At 46.9% G+C, this 17340-nt stretch carries 20 protein-coding genes; 1 reads left to right on the top strand and 19 read right to left on the bottom strand.

Annotated features, from left to right (window positions below; all coding sequences use genetic code 11):
- Positions 1 to 101 precede the first annotated feature (101 nt).
- Positions 102 to 971, top strand: a complete 870-nt coding sequence (locus tag MHH93_RS25210) for a YitT family protein (RefSeq protein ID WP_500056246.1) — start codon at positions 102 to 104, stop codon at positions 969 to 971.
- Between the two features lie 114 nt (positions 972 to 1085).
- Here the strand turns inward: MHH93_RS25210 and MHH93_RS25205 are convergent, their stop codons facing one another.
- The 19 genes from MHH93_RS25205 to trpD all read right to left on the bottom strand — a co-directional run bounded on the left by MHH93_RS25205 (position 1086) and on the right by trpD (position 17331).
- Complete coding sequence (locus tag MHH93_RS25205; protein ID WP_500056245.1) at positions 1086 to 1955, bottom strand: sporulation protein YpjB; 870 nt, start codon at positions 1953 to 1955, stop codon at positions 1086 to 1088.
- A 144-nt stretch (positions 1956 to 2099) separates the two neighbouring features.
- Complete coding sequence (locus MHH93_RS25200) at positions 2100 to 2726, bottom strand: DUF1405 domain-containing protein (protein WP_500056244.1); 627 nt, start codon at positions 2724 to 2726, stop codon at positions 2100 to 2102.
- A gap of 111 nt (positions 2727 to 2837) precedes the next feature.
- A complete protein-coding gene (locus tag MHH93_RS25195; protein ID WP_076209928.1) occupies positions 2838 to 3722 on the bottom strand; it encodes a menaquinol-cytochrome c reductase cytochrome b/c subunit in 885 nt (294 codons plus the stop codon).
- 22 nt (positions 3723 to 3744) lie between these two features.
- On the bottom strand, positions 3745 to 4416 hold the full coding sequence (qcrB, locus tag MHH93_RS25190; protein ID WP_017687726.1) for a menaquinol-cytochrome c reductase cytochrome b subunit: 672 nt from the start codon (positions 4414 to 4416) through the stop codon (positions 3745 to 3747).
- A gap of 15 nt (positions 4417 to 4431) precedes the next feature.
- Positions 4432 to 4974 carry a QcrA and Rieske domain-containing protein gene (locus tag MHH93_RS25185; protein WP_278294411.1) on the bottom strand — a complete coding sequence of 181 codons (543 nt, stop codon included), beginning with the start codon at positions 4972 to 4974 and terminating at the stop codon, positions 4432 to 4434.
- A 192-nt stretch (positions 4975 to 5166) separates the two neighbouring features.
- A complete protein-coding gene (locus MHH93_RS25180; RefSeq protein WP_500056243.1) occupies positions 5167 to 5589 on the bottom strand; it encodes a DUF2487 family protein in 423 nt (140 codons plus the stop codon).
- Positions 5590 to 5741: 152 nt separating this feature from the next.
- On the bottom strand, positions 5742 to 5921 hold the full coding sequence (locus MHH93_RS25175) for an IDEAL domain-containing protein (RefSeq protein WP_017687723.1): 180 nt from the start codon (positions 5919 to 5921) through the stop codon (positions 5742 to 5744).
- A 23-nt stretch (positions 5922 to 5944) separates the two neighbouring features.
- Positions 5945 to 6451 (bottom strand): gamma carbonic anhydrase family protein, encoded by a 507-nt coding sequence (locus MHH93_RS25170; RefSeq protein WP_500056242.1) that lies wholly within the window; start codon positions 6449 to 6451, stop codon positions 5945 to 5947.
- 44 nt (positions 6452 to 6495) lie between these two features.
- Positions 6496 to 7614, bottom strand: a complete 1119-nt coding sequence (locus MHH93_RS25165) for a hypothetical protein (protein ID WP_500056241.1) — start codon at positions 7612 to 7614, stop codon at positions 6496 to 6498.
- A gap of 275 nt (positions 7615 to 7889) precedes the next feature.
- A complete protein-coding gene (locus tag MHH93_RS25160; RefSeq protein WP_500056240.1) occupies positions 7890 to 8489 on the bottom strand; it encodes a histidine phosphatase family protein in 600 nt (199 codons plus the stop codon).
- A gap of 43 nt (positions 8490 to 8532) precedes the next feature.
- A complete protein-coding gene (locus tag MHH93_RS25155; RefSeq protein WP_500056239.1) occupies positions 8533 to 9168 on the bottom strand; it encodes an anti-sigma factor family protein in 636 nt (211 codons plus the stop codon).
- Complete coding sequence (locus MHH93_RS25150; protein ID WP_062835180.1) at positions 9165 to 9758, bottom strand: RNA polymerase sigma factor; 594 nt, start codon at positions 9756 to 9758, stop codon at positions 9165 to 9167. Before MHH93_RS25150 ends, MHH93_RS25155 begins: the two co-directional genes overlap by 4 nt.
- Positions 9759 to 10468: 710 nt before the next feature.
- The gene (locus tag MHH93_RS25145) at positions 10469 to 11563 is read right to left on the bottom strand and encodes a prephenate dehydrogenase (protein ID WP_500056238.1); all 1095 of its coding nucleotides are present in this window, start codon (positions 11561 to 11563) and stop codon (positions 10469 to 10471) included.
- Positions 11564 to 11589: 26 nt separating this feature from the next.
- The gene (gene hisC, locus MHH93_RS25140) at positions 11590 to 12690 is read right to left on the bottom strand and encodes a histidinol-phosphate transaminase (protein ID WP_500056237.1); all 1101 of its coding nucleotides are present in this window, start codon (positions 12688 to 12690) and stop codon (positions 11590 to 11592) included.
- 86 nt (positions 12691 to 12776) lie between these two features.
- On the bottom strand, positions 12777 to 13583 hold the full coding sequence (gene trpA, locus MHH93_RS25135) for a tryptophan synthase subunit alpha (RefSeq protein ID WP_500056236.1): 807 nt from the start codon (positions 13581 to 13583) through the stop codon (positions 12777 to 12779).
- A complete protein-coding gene (trpB, locus tag MHH93_RS25130; protein ID WP_215076005.1) occupies positions 13580 to 14779 on the bottom strand; it encodes a tryptophan synthase subunit beta in 1200 nt (399 codons plus the stop codon). Before trpB ends, trpA begins: the two co-directional genes overlap by 4 nt.
- A complete protein-coding gene (locus tag MHH93_RS25125) occupies positions 14776 to 15459 on the bottom strand; it encodes a phosphoribosylanthranilate isomerase (protein WP_500056283.1) in 684 nt (227 codons plus the stop codon). The genes trpB and MHH93_RS25125 overlap by 4 nt, the downstream gene beginning before the upstream one ends.
- 53 nt (positions 15460 to 15512) lie before the next feature.
- Positions 15513 to 16301, bottom strand: a complete 789-nt coding sequence (gene trpC, locus MHH93_RS25120) for an indole-3-glycerol phosphate synthase TrpC (protein ID WP_500056235.1) — start codon at positions 16299 to 16301, stop codon at positions 15513 to 15515.
- The gene (gene trpD / locus MHH93_RS25115) at positions 16291 to 17331 is read right to left on the bottom strand and encodes an anthranilate phosphoribosyltransferase (protein ID WP_500056282.1); all 1041 of its coding nucleotides are present in this window, start codon (positions 17329 to 17331) and stop codon (positions 16291 to 16293) included. Before trpD ends, trpC begins: the two co-directional genes overlap by 11 nt.
- Positions 17332 to 17340 lie beyond the last annotated feature (9 nt).

The following is a 17340-nucleotide window of genomic DNA, read 5'->3' as shown; positions in this document are numbered from 1 at the left end:
CCATCATCAGCGACAAATCATTTTTAAAGAATCAATAAACAGGTATACTAGGATGGGAATGATTGCTTCTTCATTCTAATTTATATACAGCGAGGGATCTTATGAGCACTGCCAAAACCTGGGTTCAAGTTAAACTGGTACTTCCCATCCTGTTGGGTACAGCCTTATATGCCTTTGGGCTCCTCTATTTTATTATCCCTAACCAGCTCATGGAAGGTGGCCTCACCGGGGTTACCGTGCTGATCAATTATGCTTTCGGCATCTCACCTTCTCTAACGACCTTGATTCTTAATGTCCCCCTATTTCTGATCGGGCTCAAAATTTTGGGCGGCAGACAGATGATCTATACGGGTGTCGGAATCGGGGCATTGACCGTTTTTCTATGGTTGTTTGAGAAGTTGATTCATCTGGGCTGGATTGAACCATTACATACCGAGAATGACTTGCTGTTAGCAGCACTATATGCAGGTGTCACCCTTGGAGCCGGTCTTGGCATCGTATTTCGTTGGGGTGGAACGACGGGCGGTTCAGACATCATTGCTCGTATTCTCAACCGTAAGTATGGCTGGAGTATGGGACGAGTACTACTGGGCATCGATTTTGTCATTATCGGGCTCTCGCTCATCTACATCCCCAAAGAAAAAATTCTGTATACGCTCGTAGCCGTATTCATCGCTTCCAAAGTCATCGACTTTATTCAGGAAGGTGCCTATTCTGCCCGGGCATTTATGATCATTAGTGACCATGCACCCGAGATTGCGGATCAGATCACACGGGATATGGATCGTGGCGTTACCCTCATTCCAGCCATTGGCGCATACTCTAAACAGGCCAAACACATGGCCTACTGTGTGATCTCCAGGCAAGAGTTCCGGCGTCTGCAGACTATTGTACGTTCCATAGACCCCAGAGCTTTTGTCATCATCAGTGATGTTCACGATGTACATGGAGAAGGTTTCAAAGAAAGCTGACATGCTGTAGAAACTACAAAAAGTCCTCTTTTCACATGAAGAGCCGTTACCGTGGCTGTTTATGCGAAAGAGGTCTTTTTTATACAAATATACCACGATCACGTTTATATCCAATTAGCGCCGAAAGGGAAAAATCCCCTGCTGCTGTGCACGATATTTACGATATCCGGCGTAACTTAGCGTCGCCACAATGACCGAACTTATCAGCAGCCCGGCTGCCCTGCGATCGGGACCTTGTACAAACGGTACAAAGGCACTCTCGTCCTTCTCGCGACCAAATAACTGGTTCACCAGTTCCTCCCCGTGGCCCACCATGCTCTTTAACTGAGCCAGATCAGGCTGCTTTGCAGCGGTAAGCCCTTTGGTATGAGATAACCAAGCGTCCATCTGAGCAATTTCATACGGTTCACGTCGAATAAGAGCGGCAGGACGTATCGTCTCATAATGCTCCTCCAAAACGGTGTAGCGATTTGCTAGCACAGCCGCAGTTTGCCCTTGATTTGTAGCAGCGGATAAAGCGTCCAGATCATTTTTTACGATTTTATAATACTGCAGCCATAAAGGCTTGGTTGGATTTGCGAGACTATCTGCTGCAAGCCTGAGTTTGGCAGAGGACTGTTGAAGAGAAGCATCGTCATTCTTCACCTTCACTACGGCTTGTTTCACTTCAACTATGGTTTCGGACAATGCGTGAATACCCTCGACTGTTGTTTGTCCCTCAAAAGAGATATGCTCCAGACTTTTACTGATACGCAGAATGCTGCCTCTCACTTCTTCAATATTATTCTCGAGTGCCTGTCGATACAATATGGCTGCTTCCTCATTCAGTTGTGCAATTGAATTGCTTGTGGACACTTGCTGATCTGAATTCGAATTTAATGCTTCACTTTGCGCGGTTACACGATATGCTAAGTTCGTCCAAAGCAGCAGAGCCATGAACGATACCACCAATAAGCCCGTTTTGATCCCCAACGTTCTCTTCATGGACATCCCTCCCACCACCAATGTATGGCGGGGGACAGTTCGTTAGAACAAGCAGAAGAGGATTCCGTGCCCACTCGATATGTGACACAGAAAAAGCCGCTAAAATAGCGACTCTTCATGAGACATGTTATTCACTGTATGAGGTCAGGTACGTCTTGCCTGTCTTAAGGTTAGCCACGCACACAGAATACTCACCAGCGTCAGCCCGAAAGTGAAATTACGCACACCATCTACATGATCATAGAGGGAACCCGGTAACCAAGGGTAAATATCATATGTATAATCCATTGTATCGTTCAACAGCGTCCAGAGACCTGCAACGACAAGAGCAGCCCATCGGAAGCCGAAAAAGCGTACATAAATCAGAGCTTCAATCGCCATTGCACTATGCGAAGCAATCAACATCCAGTCTTGCCAGTGCTGTGTACCACCTTGCATCCAGCCAGCGAAAATAATGGATACGGCCCACACGCCATATTTCACAGATGTGACCACAGCAAGCGCCTGAATTACATGTCCGATCCGTTTGATAACAATGGACCGTGGTGGGTACAAGATCCATAGCAACGCTAAAGTAAAAAACAAACTCGCTGTTGGACTATCTGGCACAAATACGATCTGCCACACCGGCTGCTCAGCCAGCGTCAATTTCATTTGCTCTCCGTACCAGATGTATCCGTATACCGTTCCTACCGCATTACACCAAAATAATAGCCACAGGAAATAACGATTGGTTAGAAATTCCCTACTCCAGAAATACGATAAAGCCACATTCCCTGCCCCTTCCTTCATAACATATTGCGCACGATACAGTGCTGTCCAAAAAACACTTCAAAAAAACCTGACCGCATAAACGATCAGGTTTCATTGGTTATTTCGATTTTACTGTTCTGCTTTCTGTTTCGCAAGCCATTCGGTCAGATGAGTAATCTCTTCATCCGTTACACCTTGAGCAATAGCATTATTGTACTGAGGCTGCATTGCATTGTAGCCTTCTTTGATAATGGTCAGAATCTCTTCCTGGCTGTGCTTGTCACCCACACCCCGAAGTGAAGGTCCACTTGCGCCCTTCATATCAGCCGCATGGCAGCCGATACATCCAGCCTTTTTGTACGTTTCCATTGCAGGATCATCCTGTTCCACGATCGCAACTTCTTCTTGCTGTCCAGGTGCATTGGAAACGGGTGGGAGCCCCTGTTCACGCCTCTCCAGCGCTTCTTCTTCACGCTGAATATGTTCAGGCTTCTGTCCACTTGCTTCCAACTCATGCTCGTAGTGAGTCCACGCTACATTCGTCAAGTAGAATACAGAAATGACAGACAAAATCATCAGTGATGAAGCAATGGGGCGTTTATAGAAACGCCGCTCCTTGCCTGTGTCCAGGAAGGGTGCCAGCAGCAAAGCTCCGAAAGCGACTCCGCTGACCCCCAGTACCCCGAGCAGAACGTAATCGCCCGATGCGTATGGATACTTCAAGTACTGATAGAGAAAAAGGAAGTACCAGTCCGGCATGGGGATTACGGATGCGCTTGGATTGGCCGGATACCCCAATGGTGCAGGTTCTGAGATCGTTAGAACCAGAATCCCCACCAATACAACGACACCAACCATCCATTCTTTCAGCAGGAAGTTGGGAATAAAGGCTTCTGATTTGCCGGGATACGCCGTGTAATCAGGAGGGGTAATGAAGCCCGCCCCTTTACGGACCCGTGAATCACCGACAAAGATAACCTTTTCCTCATCATCCTTCTTATGTCCGTGAGCCATTGCGATTCCTCCCTTCTTTCGTTTATAGTGGTCCCGAAATGCCCTGTCTGCGGATCATGATAAAGTGTCCGACCAGAAGCACCAGAAGCACAGCGGGGAGGAAGAATACGTGCAGGGCAAAGAATCGGGTTAGTGTCTGTGCACCGACAATCGTACCGCCTTGCAGGAATTCTTTAATAATCGGACCCAACCAGGGAACCGTATTGGCAATCTCCAGTGTTACTTTTGTTGCAAAATAGGCTTTGTTATCCCATGGCAACAAGTATCCTGTCAACCCCAGGCCCAACATGACGAAAAAGATCAGCATGCCGACAACCCAGTTCATTTCACGCGGTGCCTTGTAAGAGCCTGTAAAGAACACACGCATCGTATGTAAGAACATCATTACGATAACCAGACTGGCTCCCCAGTGGTGCATGCCGCGAACAATTTGGCCGAAGGCTACTTTGGTCTGCAGGTACTCCACACTTGCGTAGGCATTGATAATATCAGGTACGTAATACATGGTCAGGAACATGCCTGACAGAATCTGAATAACGGTAATAAAGAACGTCAATCCACCAAAGCAGTATACGAATGCGGAAAAGTGATGAGCCGGATTTACATGCTCTGGAACTTCATGATCCGCAACGTCCCGCCAGATTGGCGTGATGTCGAGACGTTCGTCAATCCAGTCATAGACATTTTTAAACATCTGCGTTCACGCCTCCTAATTCACTCGGGTGTTCGGAACAATGTCGCCCAGATATACCCAACCCTGTTCTTCCTTGACTACGTACTCATCCAGCGGTTTGGGGGCTACGGCAAGATTCTTCCCTTCCTTGTCATAGTGCGCGCCATGGCAGGGGCAATGATACTCATCAGGGTACTGCTTGTCACTATTCCAGCCTACTGTACATCCTAGATGTTTACAGATAGGTGAGAGTGCATAGATTTTCCCCTGCTCGTCTTTGCGAATCCACGCCACTAACGATGCATTACTCAGATACCAACCATCCTGTTGTTTAAGTTCAAAGGTAAATTCTTGAGGCTCGTTCGTAATTTTGCTGATTTCAGCTACTTTGACAGAGGTGCCTTCCCCCTTATGTTGCAATATCGGGTCCACCGCAAAACGGACCATAGGAAGGATTGCACCGGCGGCCATGTAGGCTGTAGCTCCACCAAGCGTGTACGTCAAGAACTGCCTGCGTGACATCTCCATGCGGCTTGGCAATTTCAATGAAGCTTCGTGGTCGTCATGCTCACTGCTCATACTGTCTCCAACCCCCTTTTTCAGCCAACTCTCTCAAACGTTTTCATTTTCATAAATTCCACGACTTACTAGAACATACATAATCATATAGTAGCCCTAGAACACCGTCAAGAATTTGTCACACATTTTTAAGGTTCAATTGTAAGCGTTATTAAAAAAATGTTGTAAAATTGTCACATTTGTGGCCGAAAACTACTTTTTCCACAACTCTCGTATTTTTTCCCCTACAAATCTCGCAATTCCCTCTTCTCCAACCGTATGAGTTAACACAGATCGACTCAAAACGAGATCAGCAGATGGAATTTCCACCCCATCCAAATGACCATCTGATGACATAATAACCACATATTTGAATCCTGAAGATTTAAGCTGTGCAGACAAGGAATTTAATGTCATTGACAATTCCGGATTAGCATAATGAAAGGCTGGATAAGTCATGATTCTCCCTTTGAAAGGAATCTCGACCAGATCCAGAAAATCTCTCAGCTGCTCCAATGCCTCGGTAACTTCAACCGGCGACTGCTCACCATTAAGAGCTGTGTATGGAATAAGGCATGTATCCAGATAGAGTTGCAGTTCAGCCCAGCTGTCTTGAGTCATCTCACTGAATTTCAATTCCCTATATCCCCTCTCTATCCATTTTATTCCCATATTATATATGAGCATATCTTATAAATCCAGACATTCATTGTGAAATTTCACATATCAAAAAAGGAAACACGCGTCTGCGCATTCCCTTTTATCTCAGAAAGGATATATGTTGCCCATCAGTTTATGGTCCTCAGTTCATCCGTCAGACTCCGGAAAGCTACTTCGTCTCCGGTAGCTAACGCTTTATCGATTTCCAAATAGAGCTTCTCGCTGCGCTGCTTGCGAAGCGCTTCGTCCCACACCATCTCAGCTGCCAGCCCCAACATGACTTCATACGTAACTTTCATTTTATCCAATAGGATGCACCTCCAAAACGGATTTAAGAGCTCCTATATTCTATTCCTTTGGTGACATAACCCAGTGAAGTTCTGGACATCCGCTCCAGATCGGCATCAGTCAGCTCACGTATCACTTTGGCAGGTGTCCCCAAAGCAAGAGTATAGGGCGGAATTTTACTATTCTCGGTAACAACAGAACCGGCTCCAATCAGCGTATATTCGCCAATGTCGGCTCCATTCAACAGAATGGCTCCCATGCCGATTAATGATCCTGTTCCAATCCGACAACCATGAATGATCGCTGTATGCCCTACGGAAACATCATCTCCCACAATTAAAGGTTGATCCGTATTCACATGCCCGACAACGTTATCTTGAATATTACAGCGCTTTCCAATGATTATAGGAGCCAAATCAGCCCGCAGGACTGCATTGAACCAGACGGAAGACTCTTCTCCCATTCTCAAATCACCGATCAGTTTAGCACCTTCAGCCATATATACCGAAGGGTGTAACTGAGGCTGTAAACCTTTGTATGGAATTATCATTAGTATCACTCCTTAATTTGGGAGTGATTTTAGCAACTTGTCCTTCACTTGTCAAACATAATAGGTGTGATGTCTCCTGTAATGGAGCGACAGGATGCTGCAAGACGTGAACCCCAGGCTGTCATTTGTATCGTCCGGCCTTCCTCATGTTCCCCAATTCGGACCATGCCAAGATGCAACATCATTTTAACAATTCTGTTATCATAGATGGCCTCCGCCGTATCATAATAGAACGGCTGTATGAATGGACCAATCTGACGAAACAGCGACTCGGAGGTCGACCATTCCTGAGCACATTCGCCTGTCCAATACACAATAGAGGACAGATTGGGAATAGCACCTTTATACAATCTTAACCAAAACCTAAATAGCTGTATCATTTCGGCTGTTTTCTCAGCCCCCAACTTGTCTTCTCCAGCTGATGATAGCTTCAGCATGCCTTGCTCCTCACGAACCAGCCGATGGTGAAATGCATAGTCATAGAGAAGAGCGAAACGATCCGGGTAATCCTTAAACGAACGGCCATATCCGAATCTCCATCCACCTTTGCCCACCAATTCCTCAGTAATGTGCAAATGCTCCATAATCTGCTGTTGAGAGCGTCGGTACATCATACCTTCGGCGTTAAGGGCAATTTCGTGCTGCTGGACAAACTGCAGGAATAACTTGAGATCATCCGCTAAGAGATGATACTCATCCCGATACATAGGCGGTTCCGTTGTTTGGATGATCCCTGCACGCAGATGTGAGGATAACACATCCCTGAATCTTAATTTCAGATCCTGTGGCACCTGATACAAATACCTGGTCTGCTGCGTTGTCCCATTGAACAACCATCCACTCTTATTGAAGCGAACGATGAGATCACGTGGACTCGCGCCAGCCTCACTCTCCTTTTTGTCCATCGATTGACGGGCTATGGCAATGAGTTCTTCCATACCATAATACTGGCGAGGATCAAACAACAAGTTGTTCAAAAAGCGCTGATCTGCTTGATTCAGTTGACGTACCTGCTGCTCAAAAAAGGGTCTGCTGCCCAATGTAGTGAGAATACTCTGGATGAGTTCATGTTTGGAATTGGGCTTGCATTCACATTGGTAATAGTCTGCTATTCGATTAAGCTGGCCAATATCGGCAAAAGTAAGCATATCCGCTAGATTCATGGGTCCATCGCCTCGCCCGTTAACTACTTCGACTACTGATTCGGAGCCTGAAATAGTTTGGTTTTGTAAACATCGTTGACGGAATTCCCATAATCTAAACCTCTTTTTGGAAATCTTTTATGTGTGAATCAATTTCATAATAGCTTTAGTGAGTTATGAAATTGATTTGTTAATCATACTATGCCTCAAGTTGGTCAATCAGAAGAAAAATGAGAGGTTTGAAATCATATAAAACCTTTATCCCCCATAGAACGCAAAAAAACAACCCAAGTTGATTACTCAGGTTGTTTCGCTGTGTCCAAAGACAGATGTCGTGTGCAATTATATAACAGCGGACTCCAGTCATCACGTTCCTTTTCCAGGATCGTCAATGACAGGTTCCCAATTCGTTCTGTGTACCGATCTTTAAACAAGGCTGTTAACAGGTTGGCCAGAAAAGCTCCGTGAGTGACAATGAGTACGTTTTGGTCTGGATAGGCAGACCATAGATCTTCCAGAAATGCTAGTGCACGAATCTGGATATCCGCGATCTGCTCCTGTCCCAAGTCCAATGTCTCCCAGGATTTGCCCCAACGGGCAACCCGTTCTTCTGAAGTCAGACCTTCAATCTGACCAAAAGCCCTTTCTTTCAACCGTGCGTCCGGCTCAAGCATAGGTACATTCAACAGTTTAGAGATAATCTCCCCTGTTTCCTGTGCCCGCGATAATCCACTTGTGATGATATAGTCCCACTGGTATTCTTCCGTCAACAGACGTCTTCCCAGGCGCTCTGCCTGTTCACGACCTTCCCCATTCAGAGGTATATCTGTCTGCCCCTGTATACGGCCTGCCGCATTCCAGTCTGTAAGACCGTGACGAATAAGCCCGATTCGCACTTACATCCCTCATTTCTCCACACGGCGAACGAAAGGTTATTACCTATGCACTCGCACTTTGTTTACGTTTATTCGTTGTTCGATGCATACGTCCTAGAGAAAATAAAGCCATACCTATTGCAAGTAAAGACAGGGCCATCCAATACTGAGGATAAGCAGGTCCCATGCTCACAACAAAAGGTTCCATAATACTTCCTCTATCCGCTCCAGTCATGTCGTACTGATACAATCCAGATGACGAAGGTGCGCTTCCGGCAACCCCTGTCTCCAGAATACCCGTAGCAACAACTTGGGTTTGCTCAGCTTCTGATACATCTGGCTTAAACATTGCCATGTACAGAAAGCTACATAAAAAAATAGCCAGGAACGCGGCAATCCACAAAGACATGTGCTTGCGGATCGCAGCAGAGAAACGATTAACCTTTGCCTCTTCCGGCAATAACCATGGAGACTCCGCATAGATCCGGTCCATAACGTTACGGTTCACTCTCTCTGCCTGTTGTTCTGTCACTGGAACCGGGATGCTGTGCAGCAAGATCTGGGCTTCTTCCCAGACCTCAAACTGCTCGGAGCACTCTTCACAACCAGCGAGATGAGCATGAAATGCAATCCGCTGAGGATGATTTTCCGGCAAGTCCCAGACCAGTGCAAACAGTTCCTGGGCATCATTGCAATTCATCGGTTCTTCATCCCTTCATATGGCTCGTACACCGGTTCGAAGAAATAAGGTTCCAATTGAGTTTTTACGCTTGATCTTGCTCTGAATAATAGCGATTTCACAGAACTGACGCTCTGCCCAAGAATATTCGCAATCTCCTGGTAGTCTAGTTGATCATACTCACGGAGTATAATCGCAGAACGTTGCTTCTCCGGCAAGTTGTTAATCGCATCTCTAACCAGCATCACCCGCTCGCTGCGCAGAACAGCATACTCCGGTGCATTCTCCGAAGGAGCAACGGGAACGATCCCGCTCTCTTCAAGTGGGACATTTCCGCTGCGCTGTTTGCGAAGCTCACTCAGTACCGTATTTCTCGCAATGGTATATAACCAGGTTGAGAATGAGGCATCCACCTCACGGAAAGAGTGCAGACTGCGGAACGCCTTATAGAAAGTCTCAGAACAGAGATCTTCCGCAAGCAGCTCCATATTGGAACTTTTCAACATATGATATACGAAAGCCAGTATTTTACGCTGATAACGACTCATCAGCTCGGAATATAACTCCAGGTTACCTTCCTTGATCTCTCGAATCAACTGGGAATCCGTCATTTGAGTGCGACCCCTCCTCGCCCATCCATGTGCTTCTCCCCGTTCGACTCTATCCATGTATTACCGAACAGGCACAAAAAAGTTGCGGTTTTCACCGCATATAAACAGCGTTCAGCACCATAACTGGCCTTCCCGCCAAATTCCCCTATGTAATGGCAATTTCCCCAACGTTTCTACATTAACAGTATTTATTGTACAACGGTCTGCATCATCCTGGCAAATCCATTGCTGTCCACAAAACCCGACCTGTCATTCATATGCAGTCATTTTCACGTTCATGACTTCATTTAGAGCCTTTTTGGTAAGCCTTTCATATATAGACGCATGATATACGGAAAAGGTTACAAAAATGTGATATTTTTTTTTGATTTCAGGCTCTCAAAAAAAAGGGTTATTATCCTAAATTACCGAAATATATAATTAATTCAAACAATTTTATTTAAAGTGTTGACAAAATGAAAACGTATACATATAATAAGGGTACAGTATGGTTTCTCTCCACTCCTATCCAATAACTGTATTGCTCCACGTGAGCAATGGCCGCTTTTGTAAGCGGTCTTTTTTTGTCTTCAAAAAGGAATTACCTCTAGTTTAGAGGTTAATATTTGCATTCATCTTTTATATATCGCCCTCTTTGATTTCTGAGGAAATTCATATAACAACTCCAATACAACTCCACAAAAAAGAGGGCTTTCGCCCCCTTTCTCGTGTTATACCCACACCTGATAGCCTAAGGAATCCAATAATGTCTTAGCTCGTTCCATATCTTCTTCCTGACGGAAAGACAGACGCATAATACCAGGCACATCCACCCGGTTTTCGATAATCTCCAAGTTGCTCAGGTTGATGTCATTCGCCCCAAGCTCAGTTGCGATCTTACCAATCATACCCGGTGCATCCTGGACATCCGTATACAGATCAAATAACGGCGAAATCATGCCTTTGCGTCTTTCAGGCAAGACACTACGGAACTCACGAGCCTGCCGGAATGCTTCCTCTATGCCTTCACCGTTCTTATGCTCCAGCATATCCGTGAAGGCCGTCATCTGACTATTCCAGTCCTTAAGCAAGCCCAGCAGTACATCACGGTTGCTAAGCAAGATGTCTCTCCACACAATCGCATCACTGGACGCAATCCGGGTAATATCCCGGAAACCACCTGCAGCCAGCATTTTATACAACGGATTCGACTCATTATATTCGCGCACCTGATTCACCAGCGCTACAGCAATAACATGTGGCAGATGACTAATCGCCCCCACGATGTCATCGTGCAGCAGTGGCTCCACACGCACGATCTGTGCCCGCGTATACGCAAGCAGCTCAGACAACCTGCTGTAAGCCTCCTCAGGTACATGTTCTGAAGGGGTTAAGACATAGTATGCATTCTCAAACAACACGGCTGAGGCCGCATCCACACCTGCACGCTCCGACCCTGCCATAGGATGACCACCAATGAAGTAAGCGTTAGTCAGCCGGACATGTTCGGCACAAGCAGCAATGGAAGCTTTAGTACTTCCTACGTCCGTGATGATACATCCTTTTTTCAATGGTAGCTTGGAGAGCTTCTCGAAATAGGATTCAAGCAAACCTACGGGAACGCACAAAAAAATAAAGTCGGCATCCTCTACCGCTTCTTCCAGAGAGAGCGTAGCATTATCCACTACACCGCTCGCTATGTACTTGTCCTTCAGTTCATCCAAGTGGGCATAGCCCATCACGGTTACACCTGGCTTGCCTTTGAAGCAAAGCGCAAGTGAACCGCCGATGAGTCCTACACCAATCATTGCAATTTTTAGTTTCATGGGTCCTCACTCTTTCATCGCCAGTATTAAGGGCGTGCTACCGCCTTCTCAGCCAGCGTGTTCTCCAGTGCCGTGACGAATGCACGGTTCTGTTCTGATGTTCCGACGGACACACGAATGTAAGTTGGGTATACGTGGAATCCCGGGCGAACGATAATGCCTTGTTTGAGCAAGGATTGGAATGCCGTTGCCGAAGGCATATTCAGATCAACCATAATGAAATTACCCTGTGAAGGGAAATATGACAATCCGAGCCGTGTAAATTCATTTTGCAGGAAATCCCGATCCGTTGCATTCCGCTTCGCGCACTCTTGAACAAAATCCTGATCCAGTAGTGCAGCGGTTGCCGCAACCTGTCCAAAACGGGAAGTGTTAAACGGCTCGCGTACACGGTTAATCAGATCAATAATTTCGGGACGTGCAATGCCGTACCCGATCCGAAGCGAAGCCAAACCGTAAATTTTGGAGAATGTCCGCAGAATGACCAAGTTCGGAAACCGTTCGATCAATGATATGCTTTGCGGATATGCTTCATCGGTTACAAATTCATAATAAGCTTCGTCCAGTATGACCATCACATGAGCAGGCACGCGGTCCATAAAGGCTGTAAGTTCCTGCTCGGAGATAATTGTACCTGTGGGATTATTCGGATTACACACCCAGACTGCTTTCGTTTTGTCGTTGATTTGCGCAAGCATCGCGCTCAGATCATGCGTTCCATCTTTCAGAGGCACTTCGATGGTAACGGCACCCTCAATATCGGCATTGCTTTTGTATACGGAGAATGTCTGATCTGCCATAATGGTCTCGTCACCCGGCAAGAAGAAAGCTCTCGTGATCAAAGCAATAATCTCATCGGAACCACAACCAAATATTAAGTTATTCCGTTCAACACCAAGATGCTTGGCAAGAACTCTTGTCAGCTCAACCGAGCTACCATCTGGGTATATGCTTATGTTAGTCATTTCTCTCGTAATGGCTTCCAGGGCGGCAGGAGAACTGCCGTATGGGTTTTCGTTGGAGGCCAGTTTGATGACTTGTTCAAGCCCCAGTTCACGTTTCACTTCTTCAATCGGTTTGCCCGGTTGGTACACAGGCAGATTGACAATCTGGGATTTCGGTTTCAACCCGACCGCCTCCTGTTATTGAAATAATGTTAGACACGAATCAGCGTGCACCTCATGTGTCCAAAGGATGTACTTTCAGGACATCTCTATCCCTTTAATTGTGCCACAAAGTTGCGAATTTGCAACAGTCCCTCTGCACGCGTGTCCGGATTTCCAAGCAGAGGAATCGCGTCTTCCACCTGACGGACGATGGCACTACCTACAACAACGCCATCGCAGATGCGGGAGAAATGTGCCACCTGCTCATGACTGGAGATACCGAAACCTACCGCTACAGGGACGTCTGTCAGACTTTTCACCGTCTCAATGAAGCTTTCTACGCCATCAAAGAAAGAAGCTCTCTCTCCGGTTACCCCAAGGGATGATACACAATAGATAAAGCCACTTGCTCCATTCACAATCCGCTCAATCCGGGCATTAGATGTAGGTGCAACAAGCGGCACCAGATGTACACCGGCACGATTAGCACGTTGTCGCATCTCTTCAGCTTCCTCAATTGGAAGGTCCGGAATGATCATGCCACTAATATCGTGTTTGACCAATTCTTCAAAGAATACATCCAATCCGGTCTGCAATACCGGATTATAATAGGTGAACAGCACAAACGGCAGTTTTACGCCTGCGTTACGAGCTTTTGCTGCGGTTTCCATAACCCTACGGATAGTAATCTGGCTTTTCAGCGCACGTTCGGAAGCACGCTGAATGACTGGGCCATCTGCAAGTGGATCGGAATAAGGAACACCCAGTTCCAAAATATCCGCTCCGGCCTGCTCAAGCTCCTTGATGATATCGATCGTTGTATCCACATCCGGGTCTCCCACGGTTAAGAATGGAATAAGTGCCGTGCGATTCTGTTGCTTCAATTGCTGGAAGGTCTGGTCCATCAGATTCATCCCAAGTCACCTCCCGTGTATTTCATGATCGATTCAACGTCCTTGTCTCCACGTCCCGACAGACAAATGACTACAATATCATCTGCTGTAAGTTCAGGCGCCAGTTTGACAACTTGGGCAACCGCATGTGCAGACTCCAGAGCAGGAATAATTCCTTCCGTCCGACATAGGAGTTGCAGTGCATCCAGTGCTTCCTGATCCGTGATCGGTACATATTTTGCCCGTTCAATATCCTTGAGATAGGAATGCTCCGGACCAACACCCGGATAATCAAGTCCGGCCGAGATGGAATGCGCTGGCTGAACCTGTCCATACTCATCCTGCAACAAGTAACTCATGGATCCCTGGAATACACCATGCGTACCTTTGGTCATCGTCGCAGCGTGATACTCGGTATCCACCCCTTTGCCTGCGGCTTCAACGCCAACAAGCTTCACATCCTGGTCACCGATAAATGGATAGAACATGCCGATCGCATTACTTCCTCCACCGACAGCTGCTACAATTACATCCGGCAAACGTCCTTCGATCTCCTGAATCTGACGACGAGTCTCATCACCAATCACACGTTGGAAATTCCGTACCATCATCGGATATGGATGAGGTCCAACCACTGAACCAAGCACATAGAACGTATCCTCCACATTGCTGACCCAGTAGCGTAGCGCTTCATTACCAGCATCCTTCAGTGTCCGTGTTCCGGACGTCACCGGAATCACTTCTGCTCCGAGCAGCTTCATCCTGAATACGTTTAACTGCTGACGCTCTGTATCTTCTTCGCCCATAAATACTTTGCATTCCAGTCCAAGCAATGCGGCTACGGTTGCGGTTGCAACGCCATGTTGACCTGCACCCGTTTCGGCAATAACTTTCTTTTTGCCCATCCGTTTGGCAAGCAGACCTTGTCCAATGGCGTTATTAATTTTGTGCGCGCCTGTATGATTGAGATCTTCACGTTTCAGATAAATTTTCGGTCCGCCCAAGCGGCGTGACAATTGCTCTGCATGATACAATGGCGTTTCACGTCCAGAATACTCGCTCAGCAGATAGTTCAGTTCCTTGTTGAATTCCTCATCTTCAGAGAAGTGGCTATATGCCTCCTCCAACTCAATAAGTGCGTTCATTAGTGTCTCAGGTACAAAGCGGCCTCCGAAGTGACCGAAACGCCCGTGTTGATCCGGCAATTGATGTGTCATGCCTGCTTCACCCTTTCTACAAATGCTGTAATTTTGGCAATATCCTTAACACCTTCAGTCTCAACGCCGCTGGATACATCGACGCCGAAAGGTGCATATGTCTGTATTAGTTCTTGTACATTGTCCGGCTGCAAACCTCCTGCAATGAACAGAGCAATTTCGCGCCTTTTCGCCCATTCCGCATAGGCAGGGATTCGCTCCCAGGCAAACGTTTCCCCGGAGCCCCCTCCATATAAAGGATCATGGGTATCGAGCAATATCGCATCAACGAATTTATCGTAAGCATCAAGAGCCCTTATGGCTGCATCATCAGCTTCCGGACCCGTTTCACCTTTGGGAAAAGAAAAAACCTTGAATACTTCGGCATTCCACCGTTGCTTAACTTCATGACAGAATTCAGCAGACTCCTGTCCATGCAGTTGAATAACATCCAGGTGAGCAATCTCCATAATGTGTTCCAACTCTTCGAGCGTAGGATTCACAAATACACCTGCAAGCTTCGGCCGATCATAGGTAGACCATTCGAACAACACCGTTCTTAATGCAGCAGCCTGCTCGGGTTCGATTCGGCGGCGTGATTTGGCAAAAACAACACCAATGTAATCCACAGGCAAGTTTATCATCGATTTTAGCACTTCAACGTCCTGAAGTCCACATATTTTTACGGCCGCTGGCAGCAGGTTTCTCCGTTCTGACATACTGTCGCCTGTGCCATCATGTATGGAAGTATTCATCATCTGGGTCCCATCAGATCAGTTACAGCCGCCTCGACATCATCCTTGCGCATGAGATGCTCCCCTACGAGAATGCCATGAACACCGGCCTGGATCAGAGGTACTGTTGATTCTGGACCATCGATACCACTTTCGCTAATCAAGGTGACGCCACTTGGAATCAATTCCATCAAATCCAGTGTTGTGTTCAGACTAGTTTCGAAAGTTTTCAAATTCCGATTGTTAATACCTACAAGTGTTGCTTGTGGAATCGCCAAGACCTGCTCCAGTTCTGTTCGATCATGGACTTCAATCAAGGCATCCAGCCCCAAACTTTTGGCAAATTCCAGATATTGACGAATCTGTTCAGGTGTCAGAATACTGGCAATCAGCAATATCGCATCCGCACCCAGTAATCTTGCCTCGGCAATTTGTCGTTCATCTATAATAAAATCCTTGCGTAATAGCGGAATATTCACCGCTTGATGAATCGCCTGCAAGTACTCGTTGCTCCCTTGAAAATACGATACATCCGTTAATACGGAGATGCAGTCTGCACCCGCTCGCTCATAAGCAGCAGCAATTTCTACCGGATGAAAATCCGGGCGAATTAACCCTTTGGATGGCGAAGCCTTCTTCACTTCAGCAATAAGGCCGAGTTTGCGATTGCGTTTGCTTGATAATGCCTGTTCAAACCCCCGGGTTGCGGGGAGTTGTTCGATTTTTTGGATAGCCTCATCCATGCGAAATGTCTGTGCCAATACTTCTACTTCTTTATGTTTGGTTGCAACGATTCGATCAAGATACATGACTGTACGCCTCCGTTGTATGAATTAACTGTTCAAGCTTCCCGGCAGCTTTGCCCGAATCTACCGCTTCTGCGGCGAGTGTCACCCCTTCAGCAATGCTATCTGCAAGACCAGATACATAGATGCACGCTCCGGCGTTCAACAGAACGACATCACGGTAGGCACTTTGCTCACCCTGGAAGATCCTTTTAATTATTTCGGCATTCTGTGCCGCATCTCCTCCAAGTACCGCTTCGAGCGGATGCAGAGACAAGCCCATATCACGTGGATCAATATCATAGGTGTGCACTTGACCATTGCGAAGTTCAGATACCTGAGTCGGCGCTGAGATACTGATTTCATCCAGACCATCATGACTAGCTACGACCAACGCTCTTTTGAGACCAAGACGTTTCAGTACTTCAGCGATCATAGGTGTCCGGGAACGATCATACAGGCCAAGCAATTGGCGATCAGCTCCCGCAGGATTGGTTAATGGTCCGAGCATATTGAAAATGGTTCGCACACCCAGTTCTTTCCTCGGTCCTGCCGCATGTCGCATGGAAGGGTGATATACCTGGGCAAAACAGAAGCAGATTCCGATATCATCCAGACATTGTCTGGCCTGTTCTCCGTTCAGATGGATATTTACACCGAGTGCCTCTAATACATCTGCACTACCCGCTTTGCCTGAAGCAGAACGGTTGCCATGTTTGGCGACCCGCACTGAAACAGCCGAAGCAATGATGGCGGATGCTGTTGAGATATTAAATTTATGAATTCCCGATCCGCCTGTTCCACAAGTGTCCAGCAAACCGCTGCCATCGGTGAGAATTCGTCCGCCCTGACCACGCATGGCTTCAGCAAATCCGGTGATCTCATCCACCGTTTCTCCCTTCATTCGCATTGCCATTAACAAACCTCCGATTTGAGCCGGCGTTGCCTCACCTCTCATAATCGAATACATCAAATCTCGCGCTTCGGCTTGTTCCAGATGGCTGCCCTCCAAAATCTTCGCCAAACCATTCTTCATGCCATCCTCGCGAGTAATCTCAGCAAT

The organism is Priestia sp. FSL H7-0729, from assembly GCF_038005685.1.
Classification (GTDB): Bacteria; Bacillota; Bacilli; order Paenibacillales; family Paenibacillaceae; genus Paenibacillus.
This window is presented reverse-complemented; position numbering and strand designations above follow the sequence as displayed.